This window comes from Acidimicrobiia bacterium, from assembly GCA_041676705.1.
Taxonomy (GTDB): domain Bacteria; phylum Actinomycetota; class Acidimicrobiia; order Acidimicrobiales; family SKKL01; genus Actinomarinicola.
Window position 1 is genome coordinate 59,837 of sequence record JBAYRL010000007.1, and the last position, 26,127, is coordinate 85,963.

General features: G+C 54.6%; 23 protein-coding genes. 21 read left to right on the plus strand and 2 right to left on the minus strand.

Annotation, left to right across the window (positions count from 1 at the left end; all coding sequences use genetic code 11):
• Positions 1–5 precede the first annotated feature (5 nt).
• Positions 6–1,124, minus strand: coding sequence for a hypothetical protein (locus WC184_10705; protein ID MFA7478341.1), 1,119 nt, complete (start codon positions 1,122–1,124; stop codon positions 6–8).
• A 107-nt stretch (positions 1,125–1,231) separates the two neighbouring features.
• Here WC184_10705 and WC184_10710 point away from each other — a divergent pair, with 107 nt between their 5' ends.
• The 7 genes from WC184_10710 (at position 1,232) to WC184_10740 (ending at position 8,233) form a co-directional block, all read left to right on the plus strand.
• On the plus strand, positions 1,232–2,332 hold the full coding sequence (locus WC184_10710) for an oxidoreductase family protein (protein ID MFA7478342.1): 1,101 nt from the start codon (positions 1,232–1,234) through the stop codon (positions 2,330–2,332).
• Between the two features lie 222 nt (positions 2,333–2,554).
• Positions 2,555–4,399: a transcription termination factor Rho gene (gene rho / locus WC184_10715; GenBank protein MFA7478343.1), complete on the plus strand. Its 1,845-nt coding sequence runs from the start codon at positions 2,555–2,557 to the stop codon at positions 4,397–4,399.
• Between the two features lie 69 nt (positions 4,400–4,468).
• Positions 4,469–4,702, plus strand: a complete 234-nt coding sequence (gene rpmE, locus WC184_10720; GenBank protein ID MFA7478344.1) for a 50S ribosomal protein L31 — start codon at positions 4,469–4,471, stop codon at positions 4,700–4,702.
• A gap of 35 nt (positions 4,703–4,737) precedes the next feature.
• A complete protein-coding gene (locus WC184_10725) occupies positions 4,738–5,778 on the plus strand; it encodes a hypothetical protein (GenBank protein ID MFA7478345.1) in 1,041 nt (346 codons plus the stop codon).
• A gap of 17 nt (positions 5,779–5,795) precedes the next feature.
• Positions 5,796–6,860 (plus strand): peptide chain release factor 1, encoded by a 1,065-nt coding sequence (gene prfA / locus WC184_10730; GenBank protein ID MFA7478346.1) that lies wholly within the window; start codon positions 5,796–5,798, stop codon positions 6,858–6,860.
• Positions 6,853–7,767, plus strand: a complete 915-nt coding sequence (gene prmC, locus WC184_10735) for a peptide chain release factor N(5)-glutamine methyltransferase (protein MFA7478347.1) — start codon at positions 6,853–6,855, stop codon at positions 7,765–7,767. The genes prfA and prmC overlap by 8 nt, the downstream gene beginning before the upstream one ends.
• Positions 7,768–7,822: 55 nt before the next feature.
• A complete protein-coding gene (locus tag WC184_10740; protein ID MFA7478348.1) occupies positions 7,823–8,233 on the plus strand; it encodes a cyclic nucleotide-binding domain-containing protein in 411 nt (136 codons plus the stop codon).
• A gap of 72 nt (positions 8,234–8,305) precedes the next feature.
• On the opposite strand, the gene WC184_10745 is transcribed toward WC184_10740, so the two are convergent.
• Positions 8,306–9,799, minus strand: a complete 1,494-nt coding sequence (locus WC184_10745) for an acetyl-CoA acetyltransferase (GenBank protein ID MFA7478349.1) — start codon at positions 9,797–9,799, stop codon at positions 8,306–8,308.
• Positions 9,800–9,888: 89 nt separating this feature from the next.
• On the opposite strand from WC184_10745, the gene rpiB reads away from it, so the two are divergent.
• The 14 genes from rpiB to WC184_10815 all read left to right on the plus strand — a co-directional run bounded on the left by rpiB (position 9,889) and on the right by WC184_10815 (position 26,008).
• Positions 9,889–10,401, plus strand: a complete 513-nt coding sequence (gene rpiB, locus WC184_10750; GenBank protein ID MFA7478350.1) for a ribose 5-phosphate isomerase B — start codon at positions 9,889–9,891, stop codon at positions 10,399–10,401.
• Complete coding sequence (glyA, locus tag WC184_10755; GenBank protein ID MFA7478351.1) at positions 10,401–11,648, plus strand: serine hydroxymethyltransferase; 1,248 nt, start codon at positions 10,401–10,403, stop codon at positions 11,646–11,648. Before rpiB ends, glyA begins: the two co-directional genes overlap by 1 nt.
• A gap of 54 nt (positions 11,649–11,702) precedes the next feature.
• Positions 11,703–12,854 carry an MraY family glycosyltransferase gene (locus WC184_10760; GenBank protein ID MFA7478352.1) on the plus strand — a complete coding sequence of 384 codons (1,152 nt, stop codon included), beginning with the start codon at positions 11,703–11,705 and terminating at the stop codon, positions 12,852–12,854.
• Between the two features lie 198 nt (positions 12,855–13,052).
• On the plus strand, positions 13,053–13,487 hold the full coding sequence (locus WC184_10765) for an AtpZ/AtpI family protein (GenBank protein ID MFA7478353.1): 435 nt from the start codon (positions 13,053–13,055) through the stop codon (positions 13,485–13,487).
• Entirely contained in the window at positions 13,484–13,942 is a 459-nt protein-coding gene (locus tag WC184_10770; GenBank protein ID MFA7478354.1) for an ATP synthase subunit I, read from the plus strand. Before WC184_10765 ends, WC184_10770 begins: the two co-directional genes overlap by 4 nt.
• Positions 13,943–13,951: 9 nt before the next feature.
• Positions 13,952–14,716: a F0F1 ATP synthase subunit A gene (gene atpB / locus WC184_10775; GenBank protein MFA7478355.1), complete on the plus strand. Its 765-nt coding sequence runs from the start codon at positions 13,952–13,954 to the stop codon at positions 14,714–14,716.
• Between the two features lie 125 nt (positions 14,717–14,841).
• Positions 14,842–15,111, plus strand: a complete 270-nt coding sequence (gene atpE / locus WC184_10780; GenBank protein MFA7478356.1) for an ATP synthase F0 subunit C — start codon at positions 14,842–14,844, stop codon at positions 15,109–15,111.
• Between the two features lie 10 nt (positions 15,112–15,121).
• Positions 15,122–15,820: a F0F1 ATP synthase subunit B gene (atpF, locus tag WC184_10785; GenBank protein ID MFA7478357.1), complete on the plus strand. Its 699-nt coding sequence runs from the start codon at positions 15,122–15,124 to the stop codon at positions 15,818–15,820.
• Between the two features lie 37 nt (positions 15,821–15,857).
• Entirely contained in the window at positions 15,858–16,385 is a 528-nt protein-coding gene (atpH, locus tag WC184_10790) for an ATP synthase F1 subunit delta (protein MFA7478358.1), read from the plus strand.
• Positions 16,386–16,412: 27 nt separating this feature from the next.
• A complete protein-coding gene (gene atpA, locus WC184_10795) occupies positions 16,413–18,044 on the plus strand; it encodes a F0F1 ATP synthase subunit alpha (protein ID MFA7478359.1) in 1,632 nt (543 codons plus the stop codon).
• Positions 18,044–19,000, plus strand: coding sequence for a F0F1 ATP synthase subunit gamma (locus tag WC184_10800; GenBank protein MFA7478360.1), 957 nt, complete (start codon positions 18,044–18,046; stop codon positions 18,998–19,000). The genes atpA and WC184_10800 overlap by 1 nt, the downstream gene beginning before the upstream one ends.
• Before the next feature lie 22 nt (positions 19,001–19,022).
• Positions 19,023–20,480: a F0F1 ATP synthase subunit beta gene (gene atpD / locus WC184_10805; protein MFA7478361.1), complete on the plus strand. Its 1,458-nt coding sequence runs from the start codon at positions 19,023–19,025 to the stop codon at positions 20,478–20,480.
• Between the two features lie 2 nt (positions 20,481–20,482).
• Complete coding sequence (gene atpC, locus WC184_10810) at positions 20,483–20,875, plus strand: ATP synthase F1 subunit epsilon (protein ID MFA7478362.1); 393 nt, start codon at positions 20,483–20,485, stop codon at positions 20,873–20,875.
• 327 nt (positions 20,876–21,202) lie between these two features.
• Positions 21,203–26,008, plus strand: a complete 4,806-nt coding sequence (locus WC184_10815) for an SdrD B-like domain-containing protein (protein ID MFA7478363.1) — start codon at positions 21,203–21,205, stop codon at positions 26,006–26,008.
• Positions 26,009–26,127 lie beyond the last annotated feature (119 nt).

A 26,127-nucleotide genomic window follows, 5' to 3' on the forward strand; every position in this document is an offset into this window, starting at 1 on the left:
TAGTGTTATTTGGCGCCGTCTAGCACCCCGGTGAAGCCAGCAGGTTCGTGGGGACCAAGCACCAGTTGTTCAAGTACACCTAGTCCAACTCGCTCACCCCAACGAGCGCGTACCAGCTGTTGAATGTGCACATTATGACGATCAAGTGGATCGAGGTCAGCCACCGTCCAAGTTTCGTCTTCAACCACCAACTCGCCGTGCCAAACCCCGTGGTTCCACTTTGGGTGTAGGTAGCCCAGGCCACCCATTTGGAAAGTGACAATTGGTTCTAGCTCAATCACTTCTGCTTCACCTCGCCAGGGAATAAGCGTGATGGTCGCGCCAAGGGCTCTACGGGTGCCTGGTTCCCAATCGATGTGCCACTCGGCATCTTTCATCGATTCGCCGGCTCCTTGGGGTACCAAGACTGGAGCGGCGGGTGAGTCGAGCACCGGCAAGATAGTGCCCGAACGGTTCCAGGGTCGGCCGTCCGCATACTCGTTAGAGGCGAAATGGGTGCAGAAGTCGTCGAAGTTGAGCGGTGCCCAAAGCCAGAAAAATTGGGGCGGTCCGGCCGGTACGCCCCCAGCAGGTTCACCCACCGGGCGGATGCCCCAGGAACGGTCACGACAACCCAGCACTTTTTCGGGGTCAAGCAGCCAGGAATTATTGTCAACACTTAGGCTGCCGCTCCAAGAGCCCCATTGAGTTAGGCGGGTGTAATCAAAGACCACGCTGGTGCCAGAGTGCTGGGTAAAGCGGGGCTCTTCTTCGGCCGCCGTTCGCGCGGTGAAAACCAGGTCTGCTTCAAAACCGCGTTCCTGGTCGTTTACCACAATTCGGAAGGTTCGTAACGGTTCGATAATTTCGATCTTGATGGGCCCAATCTGGGTTTCCGTGCGGTCATGGGGCATCCGCCCCGAGGCGTGCAGTGATCTTTGCTGGCCGCCCGCCAACACCGAGATTGAGGCGTCAATTACATGTCGGTTGGGGTAAAAGCCCATTGCAACAGCAAAAAACACTTCACCATCAGGCGTGTAGCCATTGAAAAAGTAACGATCGTAAGCGTTGCGACTGCCACCAAAAAAATGGGCTAGCGGTTCAGGCGTCTGATGAATCGGATAGTCATCTAATGGGTTAAGCACACCGGTAGCGTAGGCCGATTCGCCAGGCCATGCCCCCAAAAGCCAAAACCACTTTGACTACAAAGGTGTGACCTACGCCTCACAAACTGCGCTAAGGTCAAGCGCCTATGGCGAGAACGGTCGTGAAAAATTCGCTTTGCGAAATTGAAGATGTCGACGCTGGTTGGCTTACCTCGGCACTACGTGAAGCCGACGTCTTGAAAACGGCGTCGGTGGTTGGCTTTGCGGCCGATGCCATCGGTACTGGCCAGGTAGGCCACAACATGCGCTACCAGCTGCAATACGACTCTGAAGAGCCAGAAGCACCACCAAGCGTTGTCATCAAATTTCCATCGCCCGATGAGTCGAGCCGCTCTACAGGAATCCTTATGAGCACCTACGACAAAGAGGCCCGGTTCTACGCCCAACTTGCGCCCACCGTAAACATCACAATTCCACGATGTTTCCGTGTTGAGCACGACGAAGAGAGCCACCTATCTACGCTCATGTTTGAAGATCTGGCCCCGGCAGAACAAGGCGATCAGCTGGAAGGTTGTTCGCCCGCTAGGGCCGAGTTGGCCATTGACGAATTAGTAGGCCTGCACGTGCCTTATTGGAATAGTCCCAAACTTAGCGAAATTTCGTGGCTCAATATTTCTAGCGACGAAGGACGCGCCACCATGGGTGCGTTATATTCCATGCTTTGGCCGGGTTTTGTGGAGCGTTTTGGTGAACGCCTGAGCAGCGAGGTTATGGCCCTAGGGGCGACCTTTGGTGAAAATTTCATCACGTGGTCGAAACGACGTGAACAGGGGCCTCACACCCTCACCCACAGTGATTTCCGTTTAGACAATCTACTTTTCTCATACGACAAAGACGGTTTAGTCACCAAAGTAACCACCGTCGACTGGCAAACCGTGTCACTGGGTGTTGGTACCGCCGACTTGGCGTACTTCTTAGGGGCCGGCTTATTGACGAAAGATCGACGAGTTTCTGAGAAAGCCCTGGTAGAGCGGTATTACACCAACCTGGTCAATCAGGGTGTTAAGGGCTACGAATGGTCTGATTGTTGGGATGATTACCGGTGCTATTCAATGTCTGGTTTCTTTATGGCCGTGATCGCCTCAATGTCGGTTCGTGCTGATGAACGTGGTGATGCCATGTTCACAGCCATGGCTGAACGTCACGGTCAACAAGGGCTCGACCTTGAGGTTGGCGAGTTCCTCTAGGCCACGAACGGGAATGAAACCTGGCTATGGGTGGTTGTACCCCATGGCATTGGCTCGCTAATGTAGAGGCGAGTATTGCAGGTGTGCGTCATCATCTGATCTCTCAGGTGGGTGTCACCTCGTGAGCATTCCAATTCGATCTGTTGCAGACTGTCGGTTTCCACATTTGTGAAGGCACTGGCACGTCTATGACCTACCAATCAAATCATGAAAGAGGAGTAGGTGAGCGAGCAGCCACAGGCACTCGAGCGTTCAACCTTAGAAGGTAAAGACCGCACTGAATTAATGACTATCGCTAAAGCCATGGGGGCCAAACCCGGTTCGCGGAGTCGTAAAGCAGAAATAATCGATCTCATCATCGCAACGGCGTTAGGGCCCGACACCAGCCGCCAACCAACTCTTAACGAGGCCGTGGCCGAATTGCAGGATCAGGGCGCTCCTAAGAGCAGCTCCTCGTCCAAAGCGGCATCAACCCGGTCGAAAACCGACGCCAGCACCGAGGATGAGAGCGCTAGCAACCAAGCCGGTCGTTCGAGCAAAACTGAAACCAACCGTGAAGAAGTTGCTCAACCAAGCCGAGACGCAGCTTCCCGCAGTGACCGAGGCGATCGCAGCGAGCGTGAGCGAGGCGAAGGAGACCGCGGTTCCACCCGAGAGTCGCGTTCCGCCCAAAGTAATCAGCCACAGCGGGGTGCCTCTTCATCGGGTTCGTCAGGCTCATCGCGCCAAAGCGCCACCCGCGACCAAAAAGACACTCGCGACAACAAAGATTCTCGTGACCAGCGCGATTCTAAAGACAGCAGCCGTGACCATTCAGGCCACGACCAAAGTGACAGCAATGGTGACGACGAAGACCAAGCAAATCGTCGTCGCAGCCGCCGTGGTCGTAACCGCGATCGTTCGGGTCAAGACGACCAAACTCCCCAAGAGCCAGTGGAAGTGGCAGGACTGCTCGACCTTCGCGACGAAGGCTATGGTTTTTTGCGGGTGAATGGCTTCTTGCCCACTCGTGAAGACGTGTACGTGTCGGTGAAACAAACCCGCCAATTCGCGCTACGTAAGGGCGATTTCATCATCGGGGCAAGTCGGGCAGCCACGCGAAATGAACGCAACCCGGCCCTTATGCGTATCGACTCGATCAACGGTGTGGCCATCGACGATGTGGTCGCTCGTCCCCGCTTCGAAGAGTTAACGCCGCTGTTTCCCGATGAGCCTCTCAAGCTGGAATCACGCGATGATCCTTACAACATGACCACGCGCATCATCGACATGGTGGCACCCATTGGTAAAGGCCAGCGAGGCATGATTGTGGCGCCCCCCAAGGCCGGCAAAACCACGGTCATGAAGGAAATTGCCCGAGCTATTGAAACCAATAATCCGGAAGTTCATCTGATTGTTCTTCTGATCGATGAGCGGCCGGAAGAAGTTACCGATATGCGCCGTTGGTTAAAGACTGGCGAAGTGGCTGCATCAACTTTTGACCGTCCCGCCGAAGAGCATGTCCAGGTGATCGAACTTGCGCTGGAACGAGCCAAGCGCATGGTTGAGGTTGGCCAAGACGTGGTGATAATGCTCGATGGCATCACCCGGTTAGCTCGCGCCTACAACCTGACCGCAACTCCGACCGGGCGTTTAATGTCGGGTGGGCTTGATGCCGCGGCGTTGTACCCACCTAAGAAGATTTTCGGGGCTGCTCGAAATGTGGAGGAAGGTGGTTCCCTCACTATTTTGGCCACGGCGTTGGTAGAAACCGGCTCGCGGATGGATGAGGTGATCTTTGAAGAGTTCAAAGGCACCGGCAACCTCGAGCTGAAACTGGACCGCGACCTGGCCCAACGGCGAGTGTTCCCGGCCATTGATATCGACGCTTCCAGTACTCGTCATGAAGAACTGCTGATTGACCGCAAGGCGCTGAACCAGATTTGGAAGCTACGACGTGTGCTTTCTGCTCTGAGCGCCGAAGGAAACCCGGCTGCAGGCATGGAAATGCTGATTGACCGCATGAAGACTTTCCGTAGCAACGAAGAGTTCCTTGAAGAGGTAGCGAAGTCAGCTACTGGAATGTAGACAAGGAATAGATTCTTGTTGTACTTACGTGAGACCATCTACCGCCCCCTCATTTAGCTTGGAGATTTAATGAAGGCCGATATTCATCCCGATTATCACGAAGTTGAAGTGCACTGCTCATGTGGTGCCACGTTCAAGACTCGGTCCACGGCCACCGAACTTCGCTCAGAGCTGTGCAGCGAATGCCACCCGTTCTACACCGGCAAGCAAAAGCTGGTTGACACTGGTGGACGCATCGACCGCTTCGAGCGCCGCTATGGCCGTCGCAGCCGCAATGCCGGTGCCGAGGAAAACGGCGAATAAAACCGCCGCCTAAAACGACCTAGGTCATAAAGACTGTGGTGCTAAATCCGACGCGTCAAGCGGCACTGGTTGCATTACGTGCCGCGGCGCTCGTTCGCGACCATTTTCACCTCGACATAGCCGCCTCCGACTGGTCGGTATTCGGTTCTACCGGTGCGATCGCCGGCGATGAAGGGCGCATCTTTGGCTTCCCTGCCTCAGCCGATCAGGTGGGGTTGGGTGCCGTGCTGGCATGGGCATCCACACACAACCCTACGAGCATCGAGGTGGTCTTTGAAGCTGACGAAGACCTAGATCGGTTAGCGGTTCTTGCCCGACAAGCCAAACTGTTCAAGCCGCCAATCAACATTTGGCAAATGGCCGACAACTCGTTGCACAGCGTTTCGCCCCTATCGTACGAAATAGCTCGCGAACCAAGTGCATCAGCTTTGGCTTTAGTTCCATTACTAAGCAATGCGGCCCTAGAGGTCGTGGTTGAAGACGGACAGGTCATCGGAGAAATTCGGGGTCTTGAAGTCGCCCGCATTGTTGAACCCAGCATCGACGAGGGCCGCGGCGTAGAGGCACGGGTTGAAGTCGGCATCGGACGTTTTGACCGGGAAGCTTTCGCCTTGATGCACTCCGACGTAAGTGTTGAAGAGGCTCTAGCGCGGGTGTCTGAACAGGTGCGCCAAATTCGCCGTCCAGGGGCCGAACCACATCCCCTAAACCGTTTAGCGAGGGAACGTTGGTTGCGTGCACAGCTTCTTATGAACCCGGATTTGGTTGGCGCCGAAGAGCTGGTGGTTGCGCCAGGTGCCGTCGCCAGAGGCGGGCTTAAAGAAAATGCTGTTGCGGTGGCCCAGGGCGTAACCAAAGAAGGCGAGCCTCTGGTGGTGGTAACTAGCACTGGAGTCAACCTCGAAGCGGTGGTGGAAGCAGCCGACGCCAGAGCACGTTTGAACCCATCCGCCAAGTTGATTTTGGTGGTACCACCGAGCGATGACTTCGCGGTCACTCGGCGAATAATGAACCTATTAAAACAGCCGGGCCAGATGATCCCCGTGGAAGGGGAATGGTCGGGCGCAACGCCATAGGCGGGTAGTCTCTTATTGTGTTAGATCGTTTGTCAGCCCTTGAGCAGGAGTTCGAAGAGGTAGAAGCCCGTCTGGCTGATCCCACTGTTATTGCCGACCACACCCGCTACAGCGAGGTGGCTAAGCGATATCGCGAGCTAGAGGCCATCGTTGAACGCTCACGTGAGTTACGTAGCCGCAGCGAAGATTTGGAAGTGGCTCGTGAGATGCTCTCAGAAGCCAGTGGCGACGACCGTGAAGCCATGAGGGTTGAGGTTGAATCGGCAAAAGAGGACATCGAGCGACTCAACGACGAACTTCGCACCCTCATGCTGCCGAAAGATCCCAACGACGACAAAAACGTTATTCTCGAAATCCGTGGTGCAGAAGGTGGGGAAGAAGCCAACCTATTCGCCAGGGTTCTCTTTGAGATGTACCACGGATACGCCAATCGGCTGGGTTGGAAGTTTGAGGTTCTAAACACTGATTCCTCTGATATGGGCGGGCTCAATGAAGCCACCGTGCTGCTTTCAGGCGACGGGGTTTGGAGCCGTATGAAACACGAAGGAGGCCCGCACCGGGTACAGCGGGTGCCGGTCACTGAATCCCAAGGTCGAGTTCATACCTCTTCAGCCACCGTTACTGTTATGCCTGAAGCCGAAGAGGTCGAGGTTGAAATCGATCCTAACGATCTGCAGATCGATATTTATCGCTCGTCAGGAGCGGGTGGTCAGCACGTCAACGTAACTGACTCTGCGGTACGCATCACCCACAAGCCCACTGGCGTCGTGGTGGCGATGCAAGACGAGCGGAGCCAGCTGCAGAACCGGGCTAAGGCCATGCAGGTGCTTCGTTCTCGGCTGTTGAAGCTGGAACAAGATCGACAGGCACAAGAATCTTCCGAGCAACGCCGCGATCAGGTTGGTGGTGGTGGACGATCTGAAAAGATTCGAACTTATAACTATAAAGAAAACCGGGTTTCCGATCACCGGATTGGGTTGACTCTCTATAAGCTCGACAAGGTTTTGGCGGGTGAATTAGACGAAATCATGGACGCCTTAGTGGCTGACGAACGTGCTCGGGCGCTAGCCGAAGATGCCTAAGAGCGGTAACGGTACCCATTGGCGGGTGTTTCTAAAAGAGGCCGAAGCTCGCCTAGCCCAAGCCGGAGTGGCCAATCCGGCGAATGAGGCTCGTCGGATTATCGAGCGGGCTACCGGTACTAGTGGCGCTGAATACATTTTGGAACTGGACTCCTCCGCCACCGAACGCGGTGTTGGATTCTTTGACATGATGTTGGCTCGTCGAGAAGCGGGTGAACCGCTGCAATATGTGTTGGGAGTGTGGGGCTTTCGAACCCTGGAATTGCTAGTTGACCAGCGAGTTTTGATTCCCCGGCCTGAAACTGAAGAAGTAGTAGAGGTGGCCCTGGCCGAGTTCGACCGCGCTACCGAAGCCATGCCGTTTCCAATCCACTCACCAGTGATGGTTGATTTGGGCACCGGTTCGGGTGCCATTGCCTTGTCGGTAGCCGCGGAACGTGAAGGTGTGGCTGTGTGGGCAACCGAATTGTGTGCCGATGCGGCTTTAGTGGCACGGGCCAACCTAGCGGGACTGGGCCGAGCTGCTACCAGGGTTCGGATTCTGGAAGGCTCGTGGTTCGAGCCACTGCCCGAGTCGCTTCGGGGTGAGGTGACCTTGGTGGTTGCCAACCCGCCTTATGTAGCACCTGATGATGAGGTTGACCCCCAGGTGTTGGCCTGGGAACCTCACCAGGCTTTATTCGCTGAAGACGAAGGCTTAGCCGACATTGCGACCATCGTGGCCGAGGCGCCTAATTGGCTGGCACCACAAGGCGTTTTGGTGGTTGAAATTGCGCCCCAGCAGGGCGATGCAGCTTTGGAATTAGCACGGCAGGCCGGTTTTGAAAGTGCCGAAACCAGACGCGATATGAGCGGTAGAATAAGGATGTTAGTGGCTAGGCTTCGCGCTCACGCCCAGGTCATCTAAAGTGATTAGTTCCATGCGGCCATGAGGCCGAACAAGTTTATCTTTGGGGGTCCCAATGTTTGGTCGCAAAGCAAAGGCCGATGCCGAATGGCTATCTGAGGTCGAGTTTTTTCAGGGTTTCACCGCTGATGAACTAGCCCGTGTTGCCGCCTTAGCCAAAGAAGTCAACGCCGAAGCTGGGGCCGAGCTCACCGAACAAGGTCGCGTGGGTGATGTTTGCTATGTGATCGTTGAAGGCACCGCCGGGGTTTACGCCTCGGGAACCCATGTGGCTTCATTGCATGCTGGCACGATGGTGGGTGAAATGGCGTTGATCGGTCACGTTCCTCGCAACGCCACCGTGGTGGCTGAAACGCCCATGGTTCTGGCCGCCTTCGACGCCCGCTCCTTTAAGCAGTTGCTTGACGAAATGCCCAAGGCTCGTGACAAGGTTCTGACCATTCTGAACGCTCGCGCCGAACGCTAGTCGGGCCCGCCGCGGTTAAACCGCGGCGGCACCGCTTCGAGTTAGGTAGAAGCTTTGTAGCGTCGCGATCGCCTAGAGATTTAGGTGAAGGCTGTTCTCACGGACTACTGCTGAATGTCCGCCACCCTCATTAGCCACCAGCCACGCCATGGTATCGGCATCGTCGCTGGTAGCCCAGCGTCGTTCGCCCTCGGGGTTGAGAGTCGTCAAAATAGCCTGGCTGGGCGCTAGGTCGCGGTCGTGTAGAACGGTGTAAGCCTCAATGTTTACTGGGCCTTCATAGTCCATACTCACTTCGCGACCGGGTATGGCATCAACCTCATCTTGGGGGTACTCGTAACGGAAATTGTCGGTTGGTGGGGTGGTCGAATACACCCCAAAAGCGTGTTTTGAGATGAGGCCGCCGTTCGCGGTAATGAAGCCCTTCGAGCCAGCGTCTTCACGTAGCTTGTTAACCATGGTGGCAATGGAATGGGTGACATAGTTGTTCCACGGTCCACCAGCGAAAGTTAGTCCGCCGGTCACGGTTAGTTGACGATCAAGGCCCAAGCCCAACTCGGTAGCAGCAATTTGCACGGCCGAAGGGAAACAAGAATAAACGTCTAGATGGGCGATGTCGTCTACATCAACTTCGGCAAGCTCTAGTGCCCGGTGTCCGCCAATGCGAATGGCGGGGGAGTGATCGAGACGGTCACGTTGTGACACCAGTGCTTCGGCGGTGTCAGTCCCGGTGTGTGGAAACACCCAACGGTCAGACGAAATGCCAAGGGCATTGGCCGTTTCAACCGTGGTTAATATCAGCGCCGCAGACTGATCGACCCGGTCGTTCGACACCAACCATTTTGTGTACGGGTAGCCAATCCAGCGGTTGGAGGCACTTGGAGTAATAATTTCTTCAGCGCTGAATCCGCCCTGTTCAGCAGCATAGGGGTTCGATTTTGCGACTTCAGCAAAACGCGACCAGAGTTCTCCAATTTGGGTTAAATGCTCTTCGGGGCTGTTGCCAGAAGCGGCTCGAATAGCCGTTTCAAAAATGGGGTAAACCTGAATAGGCATACCAATGCCCAAGGCGATCTCAGCCTCGTGGCTCATGGCCATCTCGGGGCTGGTTCGTCGAGCCCGTTTCATGTCAGGGTCGGCTGGAATCCAAGGTAGGGCTTGGCCCGATCGTTGTGCGCTTTGACGCGTGCGCCACGGTTCACAACCAGCGATCAAAATAACTTCGTCGCTGCCGGTAAGCAGATCTATACAGGCATGGTTAACCAGGCTCTGGGGGCTGTTTCCACCAACTGGTGACAACGCCGTATCGTGCGGGTTGACACCTAGTTCATCCGCCAGAACACGGCCCGGATTGGGGTGGCGAACCGATAAAATGTTCACAATCCGTACCGAGGTCAGCTTGTCGATTAATGAATTGGCACCAGCGTCAGCGGCTGCAAGTCGGGTAGCTTCTGCCATCATACGAATCGGGTCGGTACGTTCACCAACTGCCTCATCGCCAGTGAGGTTTAGCTGCCCAGCACCTACTACCACCGGAGTGCGTGGGTTTAAAGATTGTGGTTTCACAACCCTAATGTCTAGTCGGTTTTCGCCACCGGCGAGATAGGGGTGCTCGCGATCGTGAGATTTGTTCGGGCACTTACTAGTATCCGCCCGTGGCTACAGAACCATCTCCCGCAGAAAAATCATCGTCAGTGAGTGCCGATACCGCCGCTTCAGAGGCCGTCTCGGTTGTTGCTATTGGGGCCGATCACGCCGGTTTCACACTAAAAGAGCACTTGAAGAGCGTGTTGGAAGCTCAGGGAATTCAAGTCATCGACCTTGGTACCGACTCTCTGGAGTCGGTTGATTATCCGCCCATTTGTGCCGACGTTGCCCGTGCCGTAGTAGCTGGCCAGGCCGAGCGCGGCATTGTGATAGGGGGTAGTGGACAGGGTGAACAGATTGCTGCCAACAAAGTTAAGGGTGCCCGGGCAGCACTTTGCAATGATTTGTATACAGCTCGAATGTCTCGAGAACACAACAATGCCAACGTTCTGTCTTTAGGAGGGCGTATCGTGGCAGAAGGGCTAGCCGAAGAAATCCTTCAGCTTTGGTTGGCCACACCCTTTGAAGGCGGTCGCCACCAGCGCCGGTTAGATCAAATTGCAGCCATTGAGGAGTCTTGATGCCCTGGCCATCCACCAACGATCCCGACACTGAACTCAGTGAAATTCTGGATCGCGAACTTGAACGCCAAAACACCACTATCCAACTGATCGCCTCTGAGAACTTCACCTCACCGGCGGTCATCGCGGCTACGGGTTCGGTCCTTACCAACAAATACGCTGAGGGTTATCCCGGTAAGCGTTATTATGGCGGTAACCAGGTCATTGACGAGGCCGAAGACCTAGCCCGCAAGAGGGTGTGCGAGCTTTTTGGTGCCGAACATGCCAACGTGCAACCTCATGCTGGCGCCAACGCCAACTTGGCCGTCTACCTGGCATTCTTGGAAGCTGGCGACACGGTATTGGGTATGAGTCTCGACCATGGAGGCCACCTAACGCATGGTTCCCCGGTGAATATTTCAGGTCGCCTCTACAATTTTGTGCCTTATGGAGTGACCCCCAGCGATGAACGTCTTGATTACGACGCCATTCGTGAGGTTGCCATTAGTGCCAAACCAAAGATGATCGTGGCTGGTGCCACGGCGTATCCGCGGATCATCGAACCTGAGCCTCTGCGTGAAATTGCTGATGAGGTGGGTGCATTGTTGATGTTCGACGCTGCCCACATTGCGGGCTTGATTGCCGGGGGTGTGCACCCCAACCCGGTGCCATATTCCGATGTCGTCACCTTCACGACCCACAAAACCTTGCGTGGCCCTCGTGGCGGATGCATTTTGACTCGTGCCGAACACGCGGCGGCTATCGACAAAGCCGTGTTCCCTGGGTTGCAGGGTGGCCCCCTAGAGCATGTGATCGCGGCTAAGGCCATTGCTTTCCGTGAAGCTGCACACGCCGATTTTGGTGTTTATGCCCGTCAGATTGTGGCCAACGCTAAAGCTTTAGCTGACGCTTTGGGTAAGTCTGGTTTCCGTTTAATCTCGGGCGGTACCGACAACCATCTAATGTTGCTTGACCTGCGGCCATTCGACGCCGAGCTCACCGGTAAGGCGGCGCAAGAGGTGCTCGATCGCGCCGGTATCACGCTTAATCGGAATGCTATCCCTGACGATCCACGTTCACCGTTTGTGACCAGTGGGTTGCGCATCGGAACTCCGGCTGTCACCACTCAAGGTATGCAGGAACCCGAGATGGAGATTATTGCTTCACTTATCACCCGGGCCTTGCGTAACCGCAGTGACGAGAGTGCTTTGGCACAGATTCGTGACGAGGTGGCTGCCTTGTGTGCCAAGTTCGTTCCTTATCCGTAGGCCAAGCTGGGTAAGGCAGCTGGGCGTCGAAGAATATTCAAACGGTAGTGACACATGAATAGCTGGGGGCCATATTGGCTGGTGCTTGGTGTTACTACCGTGACCACCTGGATGGCTACTGGGCTGACCTTGGCGGTCGCGCGTCGATTTAATTTGGTGGTACCCACCAGCGAACGCAAAGTGCACACCCGGCCCTTGGCCACTTTGGGCGGAGTGGGCATGCTGGTGGGCTTTTGGGCTGGAATGTTGGCGGCTTGGGGCAGCGGCAGCTTCGACCTGGTTTTTGACGTTAGCACCGAGGCTTTAGGCCTGATCATTGCGGTTTTTGTGATTCACGCGGTGGGCAGTGGCGACGAGTACCGCAAGTCGGCTGCTAGCCCGAAATCACTCCACGACGGGCTTTCGGCACCGGCTAAAGCAGCGGGCATTGTGCTGGCGGGCAGCATATTATCGTTGGCTGGCGTCACGATTTTGAACTTTCGTATTCCCTTTGGTGAAAGCCTGGGCCTCGGCGACCTATATGTTCTTTCGCCCGATCTTTCAGCCGTTTTCACTGTGCTTTGGGTGGCGGGTATGGCGAACGCCATCAACTTTATCGACGGCCTAGACGGCTTAGCAGCAGGCATTGTGGCCATTGCCGCCGCCGCCTTCTTTATGTACTCCGATTTGTTGGTGAACAACGGCCTGATTGAGGGCTACAGCTTGGGGCCACTGTTGGCAGTCATTCTTTTTGGCATGTGCATTGGTTTTCTACCTTGGAACGTGCATCCGGCCAAGATAATGATGGGCGATAACGGTGCCTTAATGCTGGGTCTAATGCTGGCGGCGGCCACAATCTCGGTGGGCGGTCGCACCGCCGATCCCTTCAGTGGTCAAACCTTCTTTTTCTATGCCCCCTTGTTTATCCCGATTGTTATTTTGGGAGTTCCCATTATCGATACCGGGGTGTCCATCATCCGCCGAGCGTTTTCGGGGATCAGCCCCGCCGCACCCGACAAAAACCATCTTCACCATCGACTCATGCGGTTAGGACATGGACAGTGGCGCAGCGTGGCGATTCTTTGGACCTGGACCGCTATTCTTTCTGGTTTCGTGTTGTACCCGGCCTATAACGGCACCGGTAATGGGATAGTGGCCCTCGGTATTGCGGCTTTAGCTTTAGCGCTTTATACCTTGTTTCACCCGGGGATTCGTTCGGGAAAGTAGCCAGTTATCATGCGAGCTGACACTCGAATTTCCCGCGAATTTGGTTGGGGGAATTTCGCAGCGCTTGTGCCGAAGGACACCCTCTTTGAGCTGGGAAAACACCAAACCGATTTGCATCGAGCGCTAAAAATTCATAGATTGCGCAAACGTTCACAAGCGTTTTGAACGCTTCTTGGCAGCCAAGGCTAAAGGCACATAGTGGAGTCCTCGCAAGTAAGCGAACCAACTAGAACTTATGGTGACGGCCTATCCATCGCGTTTGAACTGGTGGGCTCACCCACTATTTTTGGCCTCTTCGGTTTTTGGCTTGACCGCCGTTTAGGGTTCACGCCCTTCCTCACCATCACCTTCGCCGTATTGTCACTCTCTACCGTGGTTGGCCTGGTGATATGGCGATACAAAGCCCAAATGCGTTACGATGAAGCACAACGGCACGCTAAGGCCGCCGCTCGAACGGTTCCTCCGTCGCGTTGGGAACGACGTGCTATGGAACTTGAAGCTGAACTCGAAGCGGAAATGGCTGCAAAAGAGCACACTTCGGCTCAGCACGGCGCCGTCAATAAGAGCGTTAGCAACGATGCCATGAATGCCATTGATGCCACGCACGGCCATGGGGCAGAGGTGTTCCCATGAGCAACAACGTGTTGTTGAGCAGGTTCGATGAACGTTCACCCGAGGGTGAAATTGCTCGCGACATGGCCAAGCGGGGGATTAAGGTCGCCCCAGTCCTCATTCTGATCGGCGGCCTAATTTGGGGCGTACCAGGCGCCTTGTCAACCGCTTTTGGAGTGGGCTTAGTAATTCTAAACTTCCTGCTCAGCGCGGCTATGTTAACTTACGCCGGAAGAATTTCTTTGGCCTTTGTGATGGGTGCAGCCCTCTTTGGTTACATCCTTCGTTTAGGTCTCATTACGGTAGCCGTACTACTTGTAAAAGATTTCAGTTGGGTAAACCTCATCGCAATGGGGTTAACTCTTATCATCACCCACTTAGGTCTCCTCTTTTGGGAGGCTCGTTATGTGTCTGCCTCGCTGGCATACCCAGGTCTTAAACCAACTGCGTCAGCTACTTCGGAACTCAAGGAGTAACCACATCCCGTGTTCGCACTAGCGTTCCCCCCAATTAGCCATCTCTTTGAATGGCCGAACATCTTCTTAGACGGCACGCCATTAGCCATCAACAAGATTGTGCTCATCAACATCCTGAGCGTAATTGTGATCCTTGGCTTCGTGTTCTACGCCGGACGTAAGAAGGCTTTGGTGCCAACTGGTGCCCAAAACGTGGCCGAGCTCACCGTGCAGTTCATCCGCGACGGCATCATCATGCAAACCATGGGCCCCGCCGGTCTGGTGTGGACGCCGTTCTTATTCTTCTTGTTCCTCTTCGTACTGTTAAACAACTGGGCCGGTGTTATCCCACCTATTATCTTGCCCTCGACGGGCCGGATGGCAGGTCCACTGTTCCTGGCCTTGTTGGTATACGTGGTGTGGATCTACCAGGCCATCAAGGTGCAAGGCTTGGGCGGTTTCCTCCGCAACGCCCTTTTCCCACCAGGGTTGCCCAAGTTCCTTTACGTGTTGGTTACGCCGATTGAGTTCATCTCAACCTTTGCGATTCGGCCGTTCTCGCACGCTGTTCGTCTTTTCGCCAACTTGATGGCCGGTCACATTCTTTTGGCCACCTTCGCTGTCTTGTCGGCTTCGCTCTGGGTTGGGCAATGGTACGCCGTGTTCCTGCCTTTCCCGTTCGCCATGCTCTTAGGTGTGTGGCTCTTTGAAGTGTTGGCTGGCTTCTTGCAGGCCTACATCTTCGTTGTCCTAACCGGCGTTTACATTGGTGGTTCGATTAACCCCGCGCACTAATGTCCGGCGTAGATAAGTTCGCTTGTCAACGTGCATCACGGTAATAAACCAAACCCGCGACAAACCGTCGCATATCATCTCCCAAATTAGGTAGTACCCCAAACATCCAGGAGACCAACACCACAATGTTGTCTGTTCTTGCTCAGGAAATCGCCGTATCCGGTGCGGATTACATAAAGGCCCAAGGCGTCCTCTACTCCGGTGTCGCCTACGGCCTGGCTGCCATTGGCCCAGGTCTCGGTATCGGTTACCTCGTAGGCCAGGCGGTACAGGCCATGGCTCGTCAGCCTGAAGCCGCTGGTACCGTCCAGACCAATATGTTCCTCGGTATTGCCTTCGCTGAAGCGTTGGCCCTTATCGGCTTCGTGGTCTTTATTCTGCTCAAGTTCGCTTAGGAGACCAATAGTGCGTATCCGAAATGCCCTCGTGGCGACAGCCTTGCTCGTCGTCACCATGTTTGGGTTCGCCTCACCTGCCAGCGCTTCAGAAAGCATTGGTAGTTGTATTATTGAAGTGGCAGACGAGCTCCACACCCAGATCGCTGGGGGAATGAGCGAGTCCGAAGCCTATGCCCAGGCTGAAGATGCTGCTGAAGAATGCATTGAGGCACCGAACCCGGTATTGCCCGACCCAGCTGAGCTGATTTGGGTCACCATTGCGTTCTTGGTGTTGTTGGGTGTTGGTATCAAGTTTGCCTTCCCCCTGATTACCAAAGCTATGCAGGCTCGTAGCGACCGAATTCGTGAAGATTTGGAAGCTGCCGAGCGCACTCGCCTCGATGCCGAAGCGGCTGCGGCCGATTATCGTGCGTCTTTGGGCGATGCTGAAGCTGAGTCGGCTCGAATCATGGACGAAGCACGTGCTGCTGCCGAGGCCTACCGGTCTTCACAAAAGGCGGCTGCCGATGCTGAGGCTGCTGACATCCGTGCAAAGGCCAATGCCGATGCCGAATCAATCAAGTCTCAAGCTCTCTCCGACTTGCGTGCCGACGTTGTTCAGTTGGCGGTCGGTGCTGCTGAGCAGGTTGTACAACACAACCTCGATGCTGCGGCGCAGAGCGAATTGATTGAGAACTACATCAACCAGGTCGGGTCTGCAAACTAATGCAGAGGCTTGGTTCGACCACCATCGGGAGGCTGTGATGCTCGAAGATCAAGCTTCGGCTTATGCTGAAGCCCTCTTCGCTGTGACCCGGGCCGAAGGCGATCATGAGCGGGTTGAAGACGAGCTCTTCCGCTTCGCTCGTGCGCTTGAAGGTTCACCCGAACTGCGTGAAGGGCTCGGTGATCCCGAGATCCCAACCGTTAAACGTCAACAAATTGTCGAAGATCTGCTGGGCTCATCAGCCGCGAGCACCACAGTGGGTATTGTCTCGCTGCTCGTAGCAACTGACCGTATGAGCGACTTTTCCCAGATCATTGATGCTTTTGTGAACCGTGTCGCTAGACACAGCGGGGCTAAGGTTGCCAATGTGCGCAGCGCCGTTGAGCTAAGCGCCGATCAACGTGAGCGTTTGACTGCAGCTCTTGAGCAGCAGGTAGGTCACAAAGTTGCCCTTAAGGTCATCGTCGATCCCACGGTGTTAGGTGGGGTCGTTACTGAGATAGGAGACACCGTCATCGATGGCAGTGTCCGGCGCCGCCTTAACCAGCTGCGCGAAGTTTTCTAAGCCCGAGCAGGAGATCGACAAGATCCTATGGCTGACTTGAACATCAAAACTGAAGATATTGCGGCCGCACTGCGGGCCAACCTTGAAGGTTTCAAGCCAACCTTGGAGGCGACCCAGGTTGGGCGCATTCTAGAAGTTGGTGACGGTATCGCCCGGGTTTCCGGGTTGCCGAACGCAGCAGTAAACGAGCTCTTAGAGTTCGAAAACGGGTCCTTTGGCCTGGCACTGAACCTTGACGAAGAGTCAATTGGTGCCGTGGTCTTAGGCGAAGTTGACGACATTGAAGAAGGCCAAACGGTTCGTTCAACCGGTGACATTTTGTCGGTTCCGGTTGGCGACGGCCTTCTTGGTCGCGTGGTTAACGCTCTGGGCGAACCCATAGATGGTAAAGGTCCACTGACTAACACCACCATGCGCCGTATGGAGATTCAAGCACCGGGTATTATGGGCCGTAAGCCCGTACACGAGCCTCTCCAGACGGGAATTAAGGCGATCGACGCCATGATTCCAATTGGCCGTGGCCAGCGTGAGTTGATAATTGGTGACCGTAAGACTGGTAAAACCTCGGTCGCGGTTGACACCATCATTAACCAAAAGGGCCTGGGCGTTAAGTGCGTATATGTGGCCATTGGTCAAAAGGCTTCCACCGTGGCGCAAACTGTAGCCACCCTAGCCGCACATGGTGCCATGGAATTCACCGTGGTAGTGGTGGCACCCGCTTCCGATTCGGCGCCTTTCAAATACTTGGCACCGTACGCCGGTTGCGCTATGGGTCAGCACTGGATGGACACAGGCGATCACTCGCTGGCCGTGTACGACGACCTTTCCAAACAAGCCGAGGCCTACCGGCAAATGTCACTGTTGCTACGACGTCCGCCAGGGCGTGAGGCCTATCCAGGTGACGTGTTCTACCTACACAGTCGTTTGTTGGAACGAGCCGCCAAGTTGTCGGATGAACTTGGTGCGGGCTCGCTAACGGCGCTGCCAGTGATTGAAACTAAAGCTGGCGACATTTCGGCGTTTATTCCTACCAACGTGATTTCCATTACCGACGGACAGATCTTCTTGGAAGACGACCTGTTCAAGTCGGGTGTACGTCCGGCTATTAACGTTGGTCAGTCGGTGTCTCGTGTTGGTGGAGCTGCTCAGATCAAGGCCATGCGCGGCGCTGTGGGTACGCTTAAGGGCGACTTGGCGCAGTTCCGTGAACTTGAAGCTTTCGCTTCGTTGGGCTCAGAGCTCGACCCTGTTTCCCAGGCTCAGCTTGATCGTGGATATCGTTTGACCGAGCTGCTAAAGCAAGGTCTCAACTCGCCCATGCCGGTTGAGGAACAAGTGGTGTCGCTTTCATCGGGAACCTTGGGTTACCTAGATGCGATTCCCTTAGAAGATGTGCGTCGTTTCGAGTCTGAGCTGTTGGAATGGTTCCGTAGCCGACATGCCGATATTCTTTCGGGTATTCGGGCCGCTGGAGAAGCTGATGGCGATGCGATTGAAGCTGGTATTAAGGCTTTCGCCGCACAGTTCCGTTCCTCGAACATCGATCATGATGCCCCTGAAGCTCATGAGCAGGGTGAGGCTTCTCATCAAACCGTGAGCGGTCGCAGCCAAGGTTTGTTGCCTGAAACCGAAACTCGCCGGGATGGTGGCGAGGCGTAATGGCAGGCGGTAAGGAGCGCGTCTTACGACGCCGGATTAACTCGGTCGAGTCGACCAAGAAAATCACTCGTGCCATGGAACTTATCGCCGCGACGCGGGTAGCAAAAGCGCAGCAGCGAGCTCAAGAAGCGCGTCCTTATGCCGAGCAGATTACTGGTGTGATCCAAGATTTGGCTCATGGTGGCGCTGATGCGGACCACCCATTGCTTCGTCGGGTAGAGAATCCCGAGAAGGTAGCCTTCTTGGTCATTGCTTCTGATCGCGGATTGGCGGGTGCGTATAACTCTTCAGTTATTCGTGCCGCCGAACGTGAAATCCAAGCGCTTCGGGCCGAAGGTAAAGACTATTCGTTAATTATCGTAGGCAAGAAGGCTGAATCGTATTTCCGTTTCCGAAACTATGATATTCAGGCAGTGCATGTCGGTATTAGCGATACGCCCAGCTTTGAGCACGCCCGTATGCTGGCTAATGAGATCACCGAAGCTTTCATGTCGGCCGAAGTTGATCAGGTAGAGCTGGTTTACACTCGGTTCTTAAGCCTTGGTCTACAAAAGGTGGCTGTGCGTAGGTTCTTGCCGCTGGAACTACGAGAAGAAAACGATGATGGGGGCGAGGCCTTGGCTGGTTTCGAATTTGAACCATCCCCTGAAGGCGTGCTGAACGCTTTGTTGCCGCGTTATGTGGAAGCTCGAATTTTGTCCGCGCTTCTCGAATCGGCAGCTTCGGAACACGCTAACCGGCAGCGGGCCATGAAGGCTGCTACCGATAATGCTGAAGAGCTAATAACTAAACTGTCCCGGGAAATGAACCGGGCTCGTCAAGATTCAATTACGACCGAGATCATGGAAATCGTGAGCGGTGCCGAGGCACTGTCGGGTAAATCGGGTGACGTGCACGATCTGCTGCTCGATTTTCTCTATGACGACGATTTGCTAGCCGATCAAGTCACGTATTGACCTGTCCAGGAGACCTCACTAAATGACCCTCACCGACACTGCCGGGACGAAAACCAAAGATGGGCGTGTAGTCGGCATCGCCGGCCCTGTTGTAGACGTCGAGTTCCCGCCAGACGCTATTCCGCAAATTAATACTGCTATCTCCATGACTTTCAAGGTTGATGGGGTAGAGACTGAAGTTATGGCTGAGGTCGCTCAGCAAATTGGCGACAGCCGTGTGCGTGCGGTGTGTTTGAAACCGACCGACGGTTTAACCCGCGGGACCCCAGTTCGTAACACCGGCGTAGGTATTACAGTGCCCGTTGGCGACGCCGTTTTGGGCCACGTGTTTAACGTGTTGGGTGAACCACTCGACGTGGAAGATATCGGCGAAGTTGCCGATCGTTGGGAAATTCACCGGCCAGCACCCGATTTCGACACGCTTGAGCCTAAGGCAATCATGTTCGAAACCGGCATTAAGGTTATCGACCTGCTCACTCCGTATCTACAAGGTGGCAAGATTGGCCTCTTTGGTGGTGCTGGTGTGGGTAAGACGGTGCTGATCACCGAGATGATTAACCGGGTGGCTTCAAACCACGGTGGTGTGTCGGTGTTTGCTGGTGTGGGTGAACGGACTCGTGAAGGCACCGACTTGTTCATTGAGATGGCTGAAACCATCATGGGCGATGGTAAGACTTCGGTGCTCGACAAGGCGGCTTTGGTGTTCGGCCAGATGGACGAACCCCCAGGTGTGCGCCTGCGAGTAGCGCTTTCGGCTCTAACAATGGCCGAGTACTTCCGTGACGTACAGCAGCAAGACGTGTTGTTGTTCATCGATAACATCTTCCGCTTTGTGCAGGCCGGTTCTGAGGTATCGACCTTGTTGGGTCGTATGCCATCAGCGGTGGGTTACCAGCCAACTTTGGCGGACGAGATGGGCCAGTTGCAGGAGCGGATTACCTCGACTCGTGGTCGTTCGATTACTTCGTTGCAGGCTGTGTATGTGCCTGCTGACGACTACACCGACCCCGCACCGTTTACTTCTTTCACCCACTTCGACGGTACCACCGAGCTTTCTCGTGACATCGCGGCGCTTGGTATTTACCCTGCGGTAGACCCCTTGGCTTCAACCTCGACCATCTTGTCACCTGAGGTTGTGGGACAGCGTCACTACGATGTAGCCCGTCGGGTTCAGGAAGTCTTGCAGCGTTACCGTGAGCTGCAAGACATTATTGCCATTCTTGGTTTGGATGAGCTTTCCGAAGAAGACCGGGTAACGGTTTCACGGGCCCGTAAGGTGCAGCGTTTCTTGTCACAGCCGATGTATGTGGCGCAGGTGTTCACCGGTTTGCCTGGTGTTACCACTCCGGTAGAAGAGACTGTCGATTCGTTCGAGCAGTTGATTAACGGTGACCTGGACGATCTGCCCGAGCAGGCTTTCTTGAACGTTGGTGGGGCGGATGATGCTCGTGCCAAGGCTGCACAACTGGCCGGGAGCTAATCATGCTTCAAGTTGAGGTTGTTTCTCCTGAGAAGATTTTGTTCTCGGGGGAGGCGCGCATGGTGATTGCCCGAACTTCAGCTGGCGATATTGCCTTTGAAACTGGTCACGTGCCCTTTATCGGCAACTTGGAAATTCACCCGGTTCGGGTGATTTTCGAGGGCGGTAAGGAACAGGTGGTAGCGGTACATAAGGGTTTTGTGGAATGCGCTTATGATCGTGTGACCATTTTGTCGGACTTGGCTGAATTGGCCGATGAAATTGACGTACCACGAGCTGAGGCGGCTTTGGCTCGTGCCGAGTCTGCATTGGGTCATGCCACGGAACCAGATTTACGGTTGGCAGAAGCCATGCGTCGAGCACAAGTTCGTATCGAGGCCGCTGCCGGAGCGTAACTGTTTTGGGAAGGCTCCCTTGGGCTTCATGCGTGTTGCGCGTGAAGCTCGGGGGAGTTTTTCGCGTTTTGGCGCTAGATAGGTATTTGTGTTTTGAAGCTTATTTTCGAATAAGTATGACGAGTGTCTCGTTATCGGTGCTATTTAGTAATAACTAAATAGGACTTTTGGACTAATTCATAACAGATGCTGGCATGGGTACCTCGACCTAGCTACGGTCGAAAGTATAGGTCCGTTGGCTGTAATGGCCTTTGAGCTGAAACTTTTAGCGCGCTTTAGTGCGTGCATTGTCCCCCCATTGCAGAGAGAACTCGGGAGAGTTTGTAAATGCGAGTATCCAAAAGGGTACGCCAGTGGTTCATGGTGCTATCAGCAACGCTGCTAGTAGCCGGAACGCTAAGCGTAGTTCCTATATTTGATTCATTAATTAGTCCTTCTCCTGCTTCAGCGGCTGACGAACCGACTTCGGCAAGAACTGACGGCGGTTTCGCGGTTCAGATGAAGATGGACCGCGATCAGACGTCGCAAACTGCAACTCCATTGGCCCCCGGTGATACCTTCACCTACACGATCAGTTTTGAATGTTCGGATACGACTCAAGGCTCAGATTGTGTAGGTGCCGCGCTCGACATTTCAGGTTTTGCCTTCACCAATATTTTTAGTCAGAGCCAGCCGCTTATCTTTGATGCCGGACCATTAGCGATGACGCCGGGTGGTACAGCACCACCGGTAACAATGTCGCCGAATGGTTCTGGTGCCTGGAAATTTACCGCTGATGCAGGGTTCAATGCTGGTGACTCATTTGAGTTTCAGATCCGTCTGAAGGTACCCCAGGGCACGGTACCTAAAGGTGACCCAATCGTAATTAGCCCTGTTGGGACAATTACCGATAACGGCGGTTCTAATTCTACAAATATTGAGGTACCCAAGCCCACGATTCAATCTCCGCTGATTCAGTCTGAGCTTTCAAAGTCTCGGTCGGGCTCTCAGGACGTGATTCTACGTCAGGATGGTACCGATAACGTTGCGTACACCGTCTCGGTATGCCCGGCACCCGGTAAGACCTTGGCAATGCAATACACGATCGTTGATAAGTTGCCACCTGGTGCATCGGTGCCCACTGGTGTTTCCAACGACGGGGTAACCTCGGTAGATGGTGAAATCACCTGGAACATCGATTTCAGCAATAGCTCTGCTGCTAATCCAACGGTTGATGCAGTAACGGGCTGTTTCAATCTCACTTACAGCATTAATTTCCCGAATGATGCTGGCAACGTAACTGGTTACGAACTCGATGATGCGGAGAACGGTACCCTTACCCATAAGACCAACAGCGTTACGGCGTCTTATAACGATGGCTCTGAGAATCAGAACATTGGTCCAGCAACGGCGTATGTACGTTTAGTCGATCCGCCCGTTAGTACCAGCTTAAGCAAGTCAGTTGCTGATGAATATTATGTACTTGCCGGTGACTCGGTAACTTATGAACTGAAATACACTAACTCCAGCGATGGTGACACCCAACCGTTGACCGGTGCCGTAATGGTTGATGGGCCTTTACCTGCCCAGTTCACACTTACTGGCATTACTACTGGTTCTTTGCCCTCCTCGCTTACAAATGTGACGATTGAGACTTCGACGGACACCGGCTCAACTGCACCGACTGCAGGTTGGACTGCTTACACCGGCTCGGAGGATCTGTCAGGCGTTCGCTGGGTACGTTGGACCCTTGTGGGTTCTTTTGAGGCTGGTTCGTCTGTCTCAGCGTCGTTGACCGGAACAATCAACGCAGTGTCTGAACCGGAAGTGTTAGCAGGAGTATTTACGAACTGCGTTAGCAGCTCGGCCGACTCTTCCGAACGAATTGGCAAAATCGCAAGCACCAAGTGTGTAGACCTCTATCTGGACTCGGCACCGGGTCCACACCCTTACCTGACCAAAGCGACGCCGCAGAAGTCGCTGGACCCTTCCGGGGAAGAGTTCTTGGTGAACCAAGTGTTGCCCGGTGGCAAAATCACCTATGAGATAAATCTGGCAAACATTGCGGATGCTACCGGTGACCTAGTTAAACCAACCGTTACCGACTGTGTGCCGTCAAATGACTACTTCCACGTTGAGAACGTTCGCTTCGCTTCTGGTGGGACTGGCACTTGGACACAGGACACTACTTATACCGATGCCAACTGCGTTAACGGTACACCCCTGAAGTTCGTTCTTGATGGCGATCTGGCACCTGGTGCGGCCGCTCCCACCATCCTTTACGATGTAGCGGCACAAGGTTGGGAACCAGGCAAAATGCCAACACCCCCCGGTCCTTATGTGAATACGGTTGTGGTCACGCACTCCGGTAACCCAGTGATTCAACACTGTGCGACTACAAACACCCTGGGCGCCGCTGGTGTAGGTGCCGTAGACGGTAAGTGCTCTAAAGATCACACTGTTACCGTGCCCGCCGTTTCTTATCTTCAGTCAGAGAAGCTGGTTGTGGGTGCTCTAGACGACGAATGGAATATCGCTGGAACCACAACTCCTGGTGGCCAGATGACCTGGCGTCTTCGAGTGCGAAACGTGGGTAACACCCCCTCCGGCGAACTGACCATTATCGATATCTTGCCCCATGTAGGCGATACTGGTGTTCGTCGTGGCGATCAGGCACGAAATTCTGAGTTCAGGCCACTATTGGTATCCCCAATTGTCCAGAGCGGATGGTCGGTCGAATATTCAACTTCGGGCAATCCCTACCGTAAGGCTGATTTGGCTTTGGTCGGTGCCGAGCCTGGTATCGAAGCTGCTAATTGGGTGGCCGATCCCAACCTTGCGCAATTATCCCAATACCGATCGCTAAAGCTGAGCTACCAGAACGAACTGGCGGTCGGTGAAGAAGTAATCTTTGAATATAATATGGTGGCCCCAGTTGAAGACCCGTCTTACACCGACGGAGGACAAGACTTATCCACCTGTTTCGTGCCAACTGCTGGATGGCCAGACACCATCGGTGCGACTGGTAACACGACTCTAAGCACTGATCGTCAGGCAACAGGCGCTGTAATTGATTGCCCAGTGGCGACCAATAGCTTCGGCTATGCAGTGACACCAAATATCTCTGAAGGCTTGACCATTGGCGCTGAGCCTCCACGTGTCGACGTCCACGTTGTTCAACCCATGGATAACGGTCAACCAGCGGTACAGGCTGGGATTGGTGATCGGGTTTGGTACGACATCAATCGTGACGGTATTCAAAATACCGATGCACAGGGCAACTACACCGAACCTGGCGTACCAGGTGTTCGAGTTGAGCTAATTGACAGTAACGAAGAAGTCGTGGCGGTCACTTTCACTGACGCCAATGGCCTGTACCTCTTCACCACTGATGCCAACGGCACAAATCTACAGCCAGGCGATCCGTATAAGGTCCGCTTCTACCCACCTTCGGGCTATGAAGTTACCTATCAGAACGTGAACGATGGAACTAGCGACTCATCACGAGATTCCGACGTTCCTCGTGATCCGACGGGCTCGAACGGAATTGGTAGCTACCACGACACCCGTGTTGTAAACCTGCCAAACGTCGGCCAAGAAGGTACGTTCCCCGGCCTGATTGACCCAACCTGGGATATGGGTATCTGGGGTGGCGACCTTGCGGATATTAGCCTGGACAAGGTCACCAAAGATGGTGAATGGCCCGACAGCATGGCGGGCGACGGCACCGCCGTAGACTCCCAAAATGACGAGATTGTGATCGCCCAAGGGCGTCCGGTCACTTGGATTTATACAATCGAAAACACTGGTTTAACTCGTCTTGAGAACGTGACGCTCGGCGACGACCACGGTGGTATAACACCAGCGTTCGGTGACGCAGACTTTTTCTGTGAAATCACCAACGATGGCATCAACGCTGGAGGTAAGGCCTCCTCGGCAGATATTCCACGAAGCCTGAACCGCGGCGCCACCATGCGATGCACCATTGAGATAGCCGAGAACCAGGTCGCTGCCGAGACGCATTATGTAAACACGGCCGATGTAGTTGGAACCCCAACGCTTGACAACGGCGACCCAGCCTTGGACAAAGACGGCAAGTCGCTGGACGATGTTACCGACGATGATCCGTCGAGCTACTACTCGTTGCCACAGCGCTTTGCGGTGGGTGACTACGTATGGTTCGACCTCAACCACAACGGCGTTCAAGACCCATCGGAAACCGGTGTACCCGGTGTAACTGTTGAGCTGTTGAGCGAAAGTCCGGGATGGGTAACGCGAACCACGACCACAGATGCCAACGGGCTCTACCTGTTTGACGATGTGCCTGCTGGAAAATATCGGGTTCGATTCTCGAATATCCCTTCCGGCTATGAATTCACGAATACGACCGTAGGCTCCAACGTCGCAGTTGACTCAGATGCCGACCAGTCCGGTCTTACCGCTGAATTCGAAGTGGGTGTGACAGCACCTAACAACCGCTCGGTCACCGCGGCTGATAGGGCACTGTATGTGGGTGGAGCAATTGAGTTAGGCACCGCGACAAGCATCATCAATCCCACCATTGATGCTGGTATCTGGCTGCCCACACCGAATGTGGGAATAACCAAACAGGCTGAGGTGAACAAGGTCGCATCAGGCACCACAGTGATGTGGACTTTGAAGGTGCGTAACACGGGCACCGGTAGCGCCAATGGCGTAGTGGTGGTCGATACCTTGCCAGAAGGCTTAGAGTTCCAAGCTGGCTCTACGGGCCCGACCCCTACCTACGACAGCTCTACTCGTGAAGTCAGCTGGGTCATCCCAACCGTTTCACCCGGTGAAACCGTCACCATCAGCTACACGACGCTTGTCACCGCCCCGGGCGGCACCAAGCTAACCAACGCTGTGGTCATCGCCGGAAACGACAAGGACCCAGAGGGTAGCGACGACGACACCATTGAGGTGGAAGTCGAAGACGAGGAAGAAACTCCTCCGACCACGCCGACCGACCCGACCACGCCGACAACCGACCCGAATGTGGATGCCGACAACGCTGATCGCGATCGTCTACCTCACACCGGTTCGAACATGAGCCTGTTCGCTGCCTTGGCGGCCACGCTCACTGCGGTTGGTGCCGTGATGGTTGGTGTTAGCCGCCGTCGCCGCATTGCCTAATTGGTAAACACAACCTAAGAAGAGAGGGGACTCGGCCATTCAAGGCCGGGCCCCCTCCGCTCCTATTTTGTTCCCACGATCTTGTTATGAGTTTTGTGCGCATAGCGAAGAAAACTCAT

Bases quoted from the DNA above. Each gene is read 5' to 3' on its own strand.
- WC184_10740 (MFA7478348.1), top strand. From the start codon at position 7,823: ATGTTTGGTCGCAAAGCAAAGGCCGATGCCGAATGGCTATCTGAGGTC.
- prmC (MFA7478347.1), top strand. From the start codon at position 6,853: ATGCCTAAGAGCGGTAACGGTACCCATTGGCGGGTGTTTCTAAAAGAG.
- atpD (MFA7478361.1), top strand. From the start codon at position 19,023: ATGACCCTCACCGACACTGCCGGGACGAAAACCAAAGATGGGCGTGTA.
- WC184_10770 (MFA7478354.1), top strand. From the start codon at position 13,484: ATGAGCAACAACGTGTTGTTGAGCAGGTTCGATGAACGTTCACCCGAG.
- atpH (MFA7478358.1), top strand. From the start codon at position 15,858: ATGCTCGAAGATCAAGCTTCGGCTTATGCTGAAGCCCTCTTCGCTGTG.
- WC184_10760 (MFA7478352.1), top strand. From the start codon at position 11,703: ATGAATAGCTGGGGGCCATATTGGCTGGTGCTTGGTGTTACTACCGTG.
- WC184_10710 (MFA7478342.1), top strand. From the start codon at position 1,232: ATGGCGAGAACGGTCGTGAAAAATTCGCTTTGCGAAATTGAAGATGTC.
- WC184_10800 (MFA7478360.1), top strand. From the start codon at position 18,044: ATGGCAGGCGGTAAGGAGCGCGTCTTACGACGCCGGATTAACTCGGTC.
- glyA (MFA7478351.1), top strand. From the start codon at position 10,401: ATGCCCTGGCCATCCACCAACGATCCCGACACTGAACTCAGTGAAATT.
- atpA (MFA7478359.1), top strand. From the start codon at position 16,413: ATGGCTGACTTGAACATCAAAACTGAAGATATTGCGGCCGCACTGCGG.
- atpE (MFA7478356.1), top strand. From the start codon at position 14,842: ATGTTGTCTGTTCTTGCTCAGGAAATCGCCGTATCCGGTGCGGATTAC.
- WC184_10815 (MFA7478363.1), top strand. From the start codon at position 21,203: ATGCGAGTATCCAAAAGGGTACGCCAGTGGTTCATGGTGCTATCAGCA.
- rpmE (MFA7478344.1), top strand. From the start codon at position 4,469: ATGAAGGCCGATATTCATCCCGATTATCACGAAGTTGAAGTGCACTGC.
- atpC (MFA7478362.1), top strand. From the start codon at position 20,483: ATGCTTCAAGTTGAGGTTGTTTCTCCTGAGAAGATTTTGTTCTCGGGG.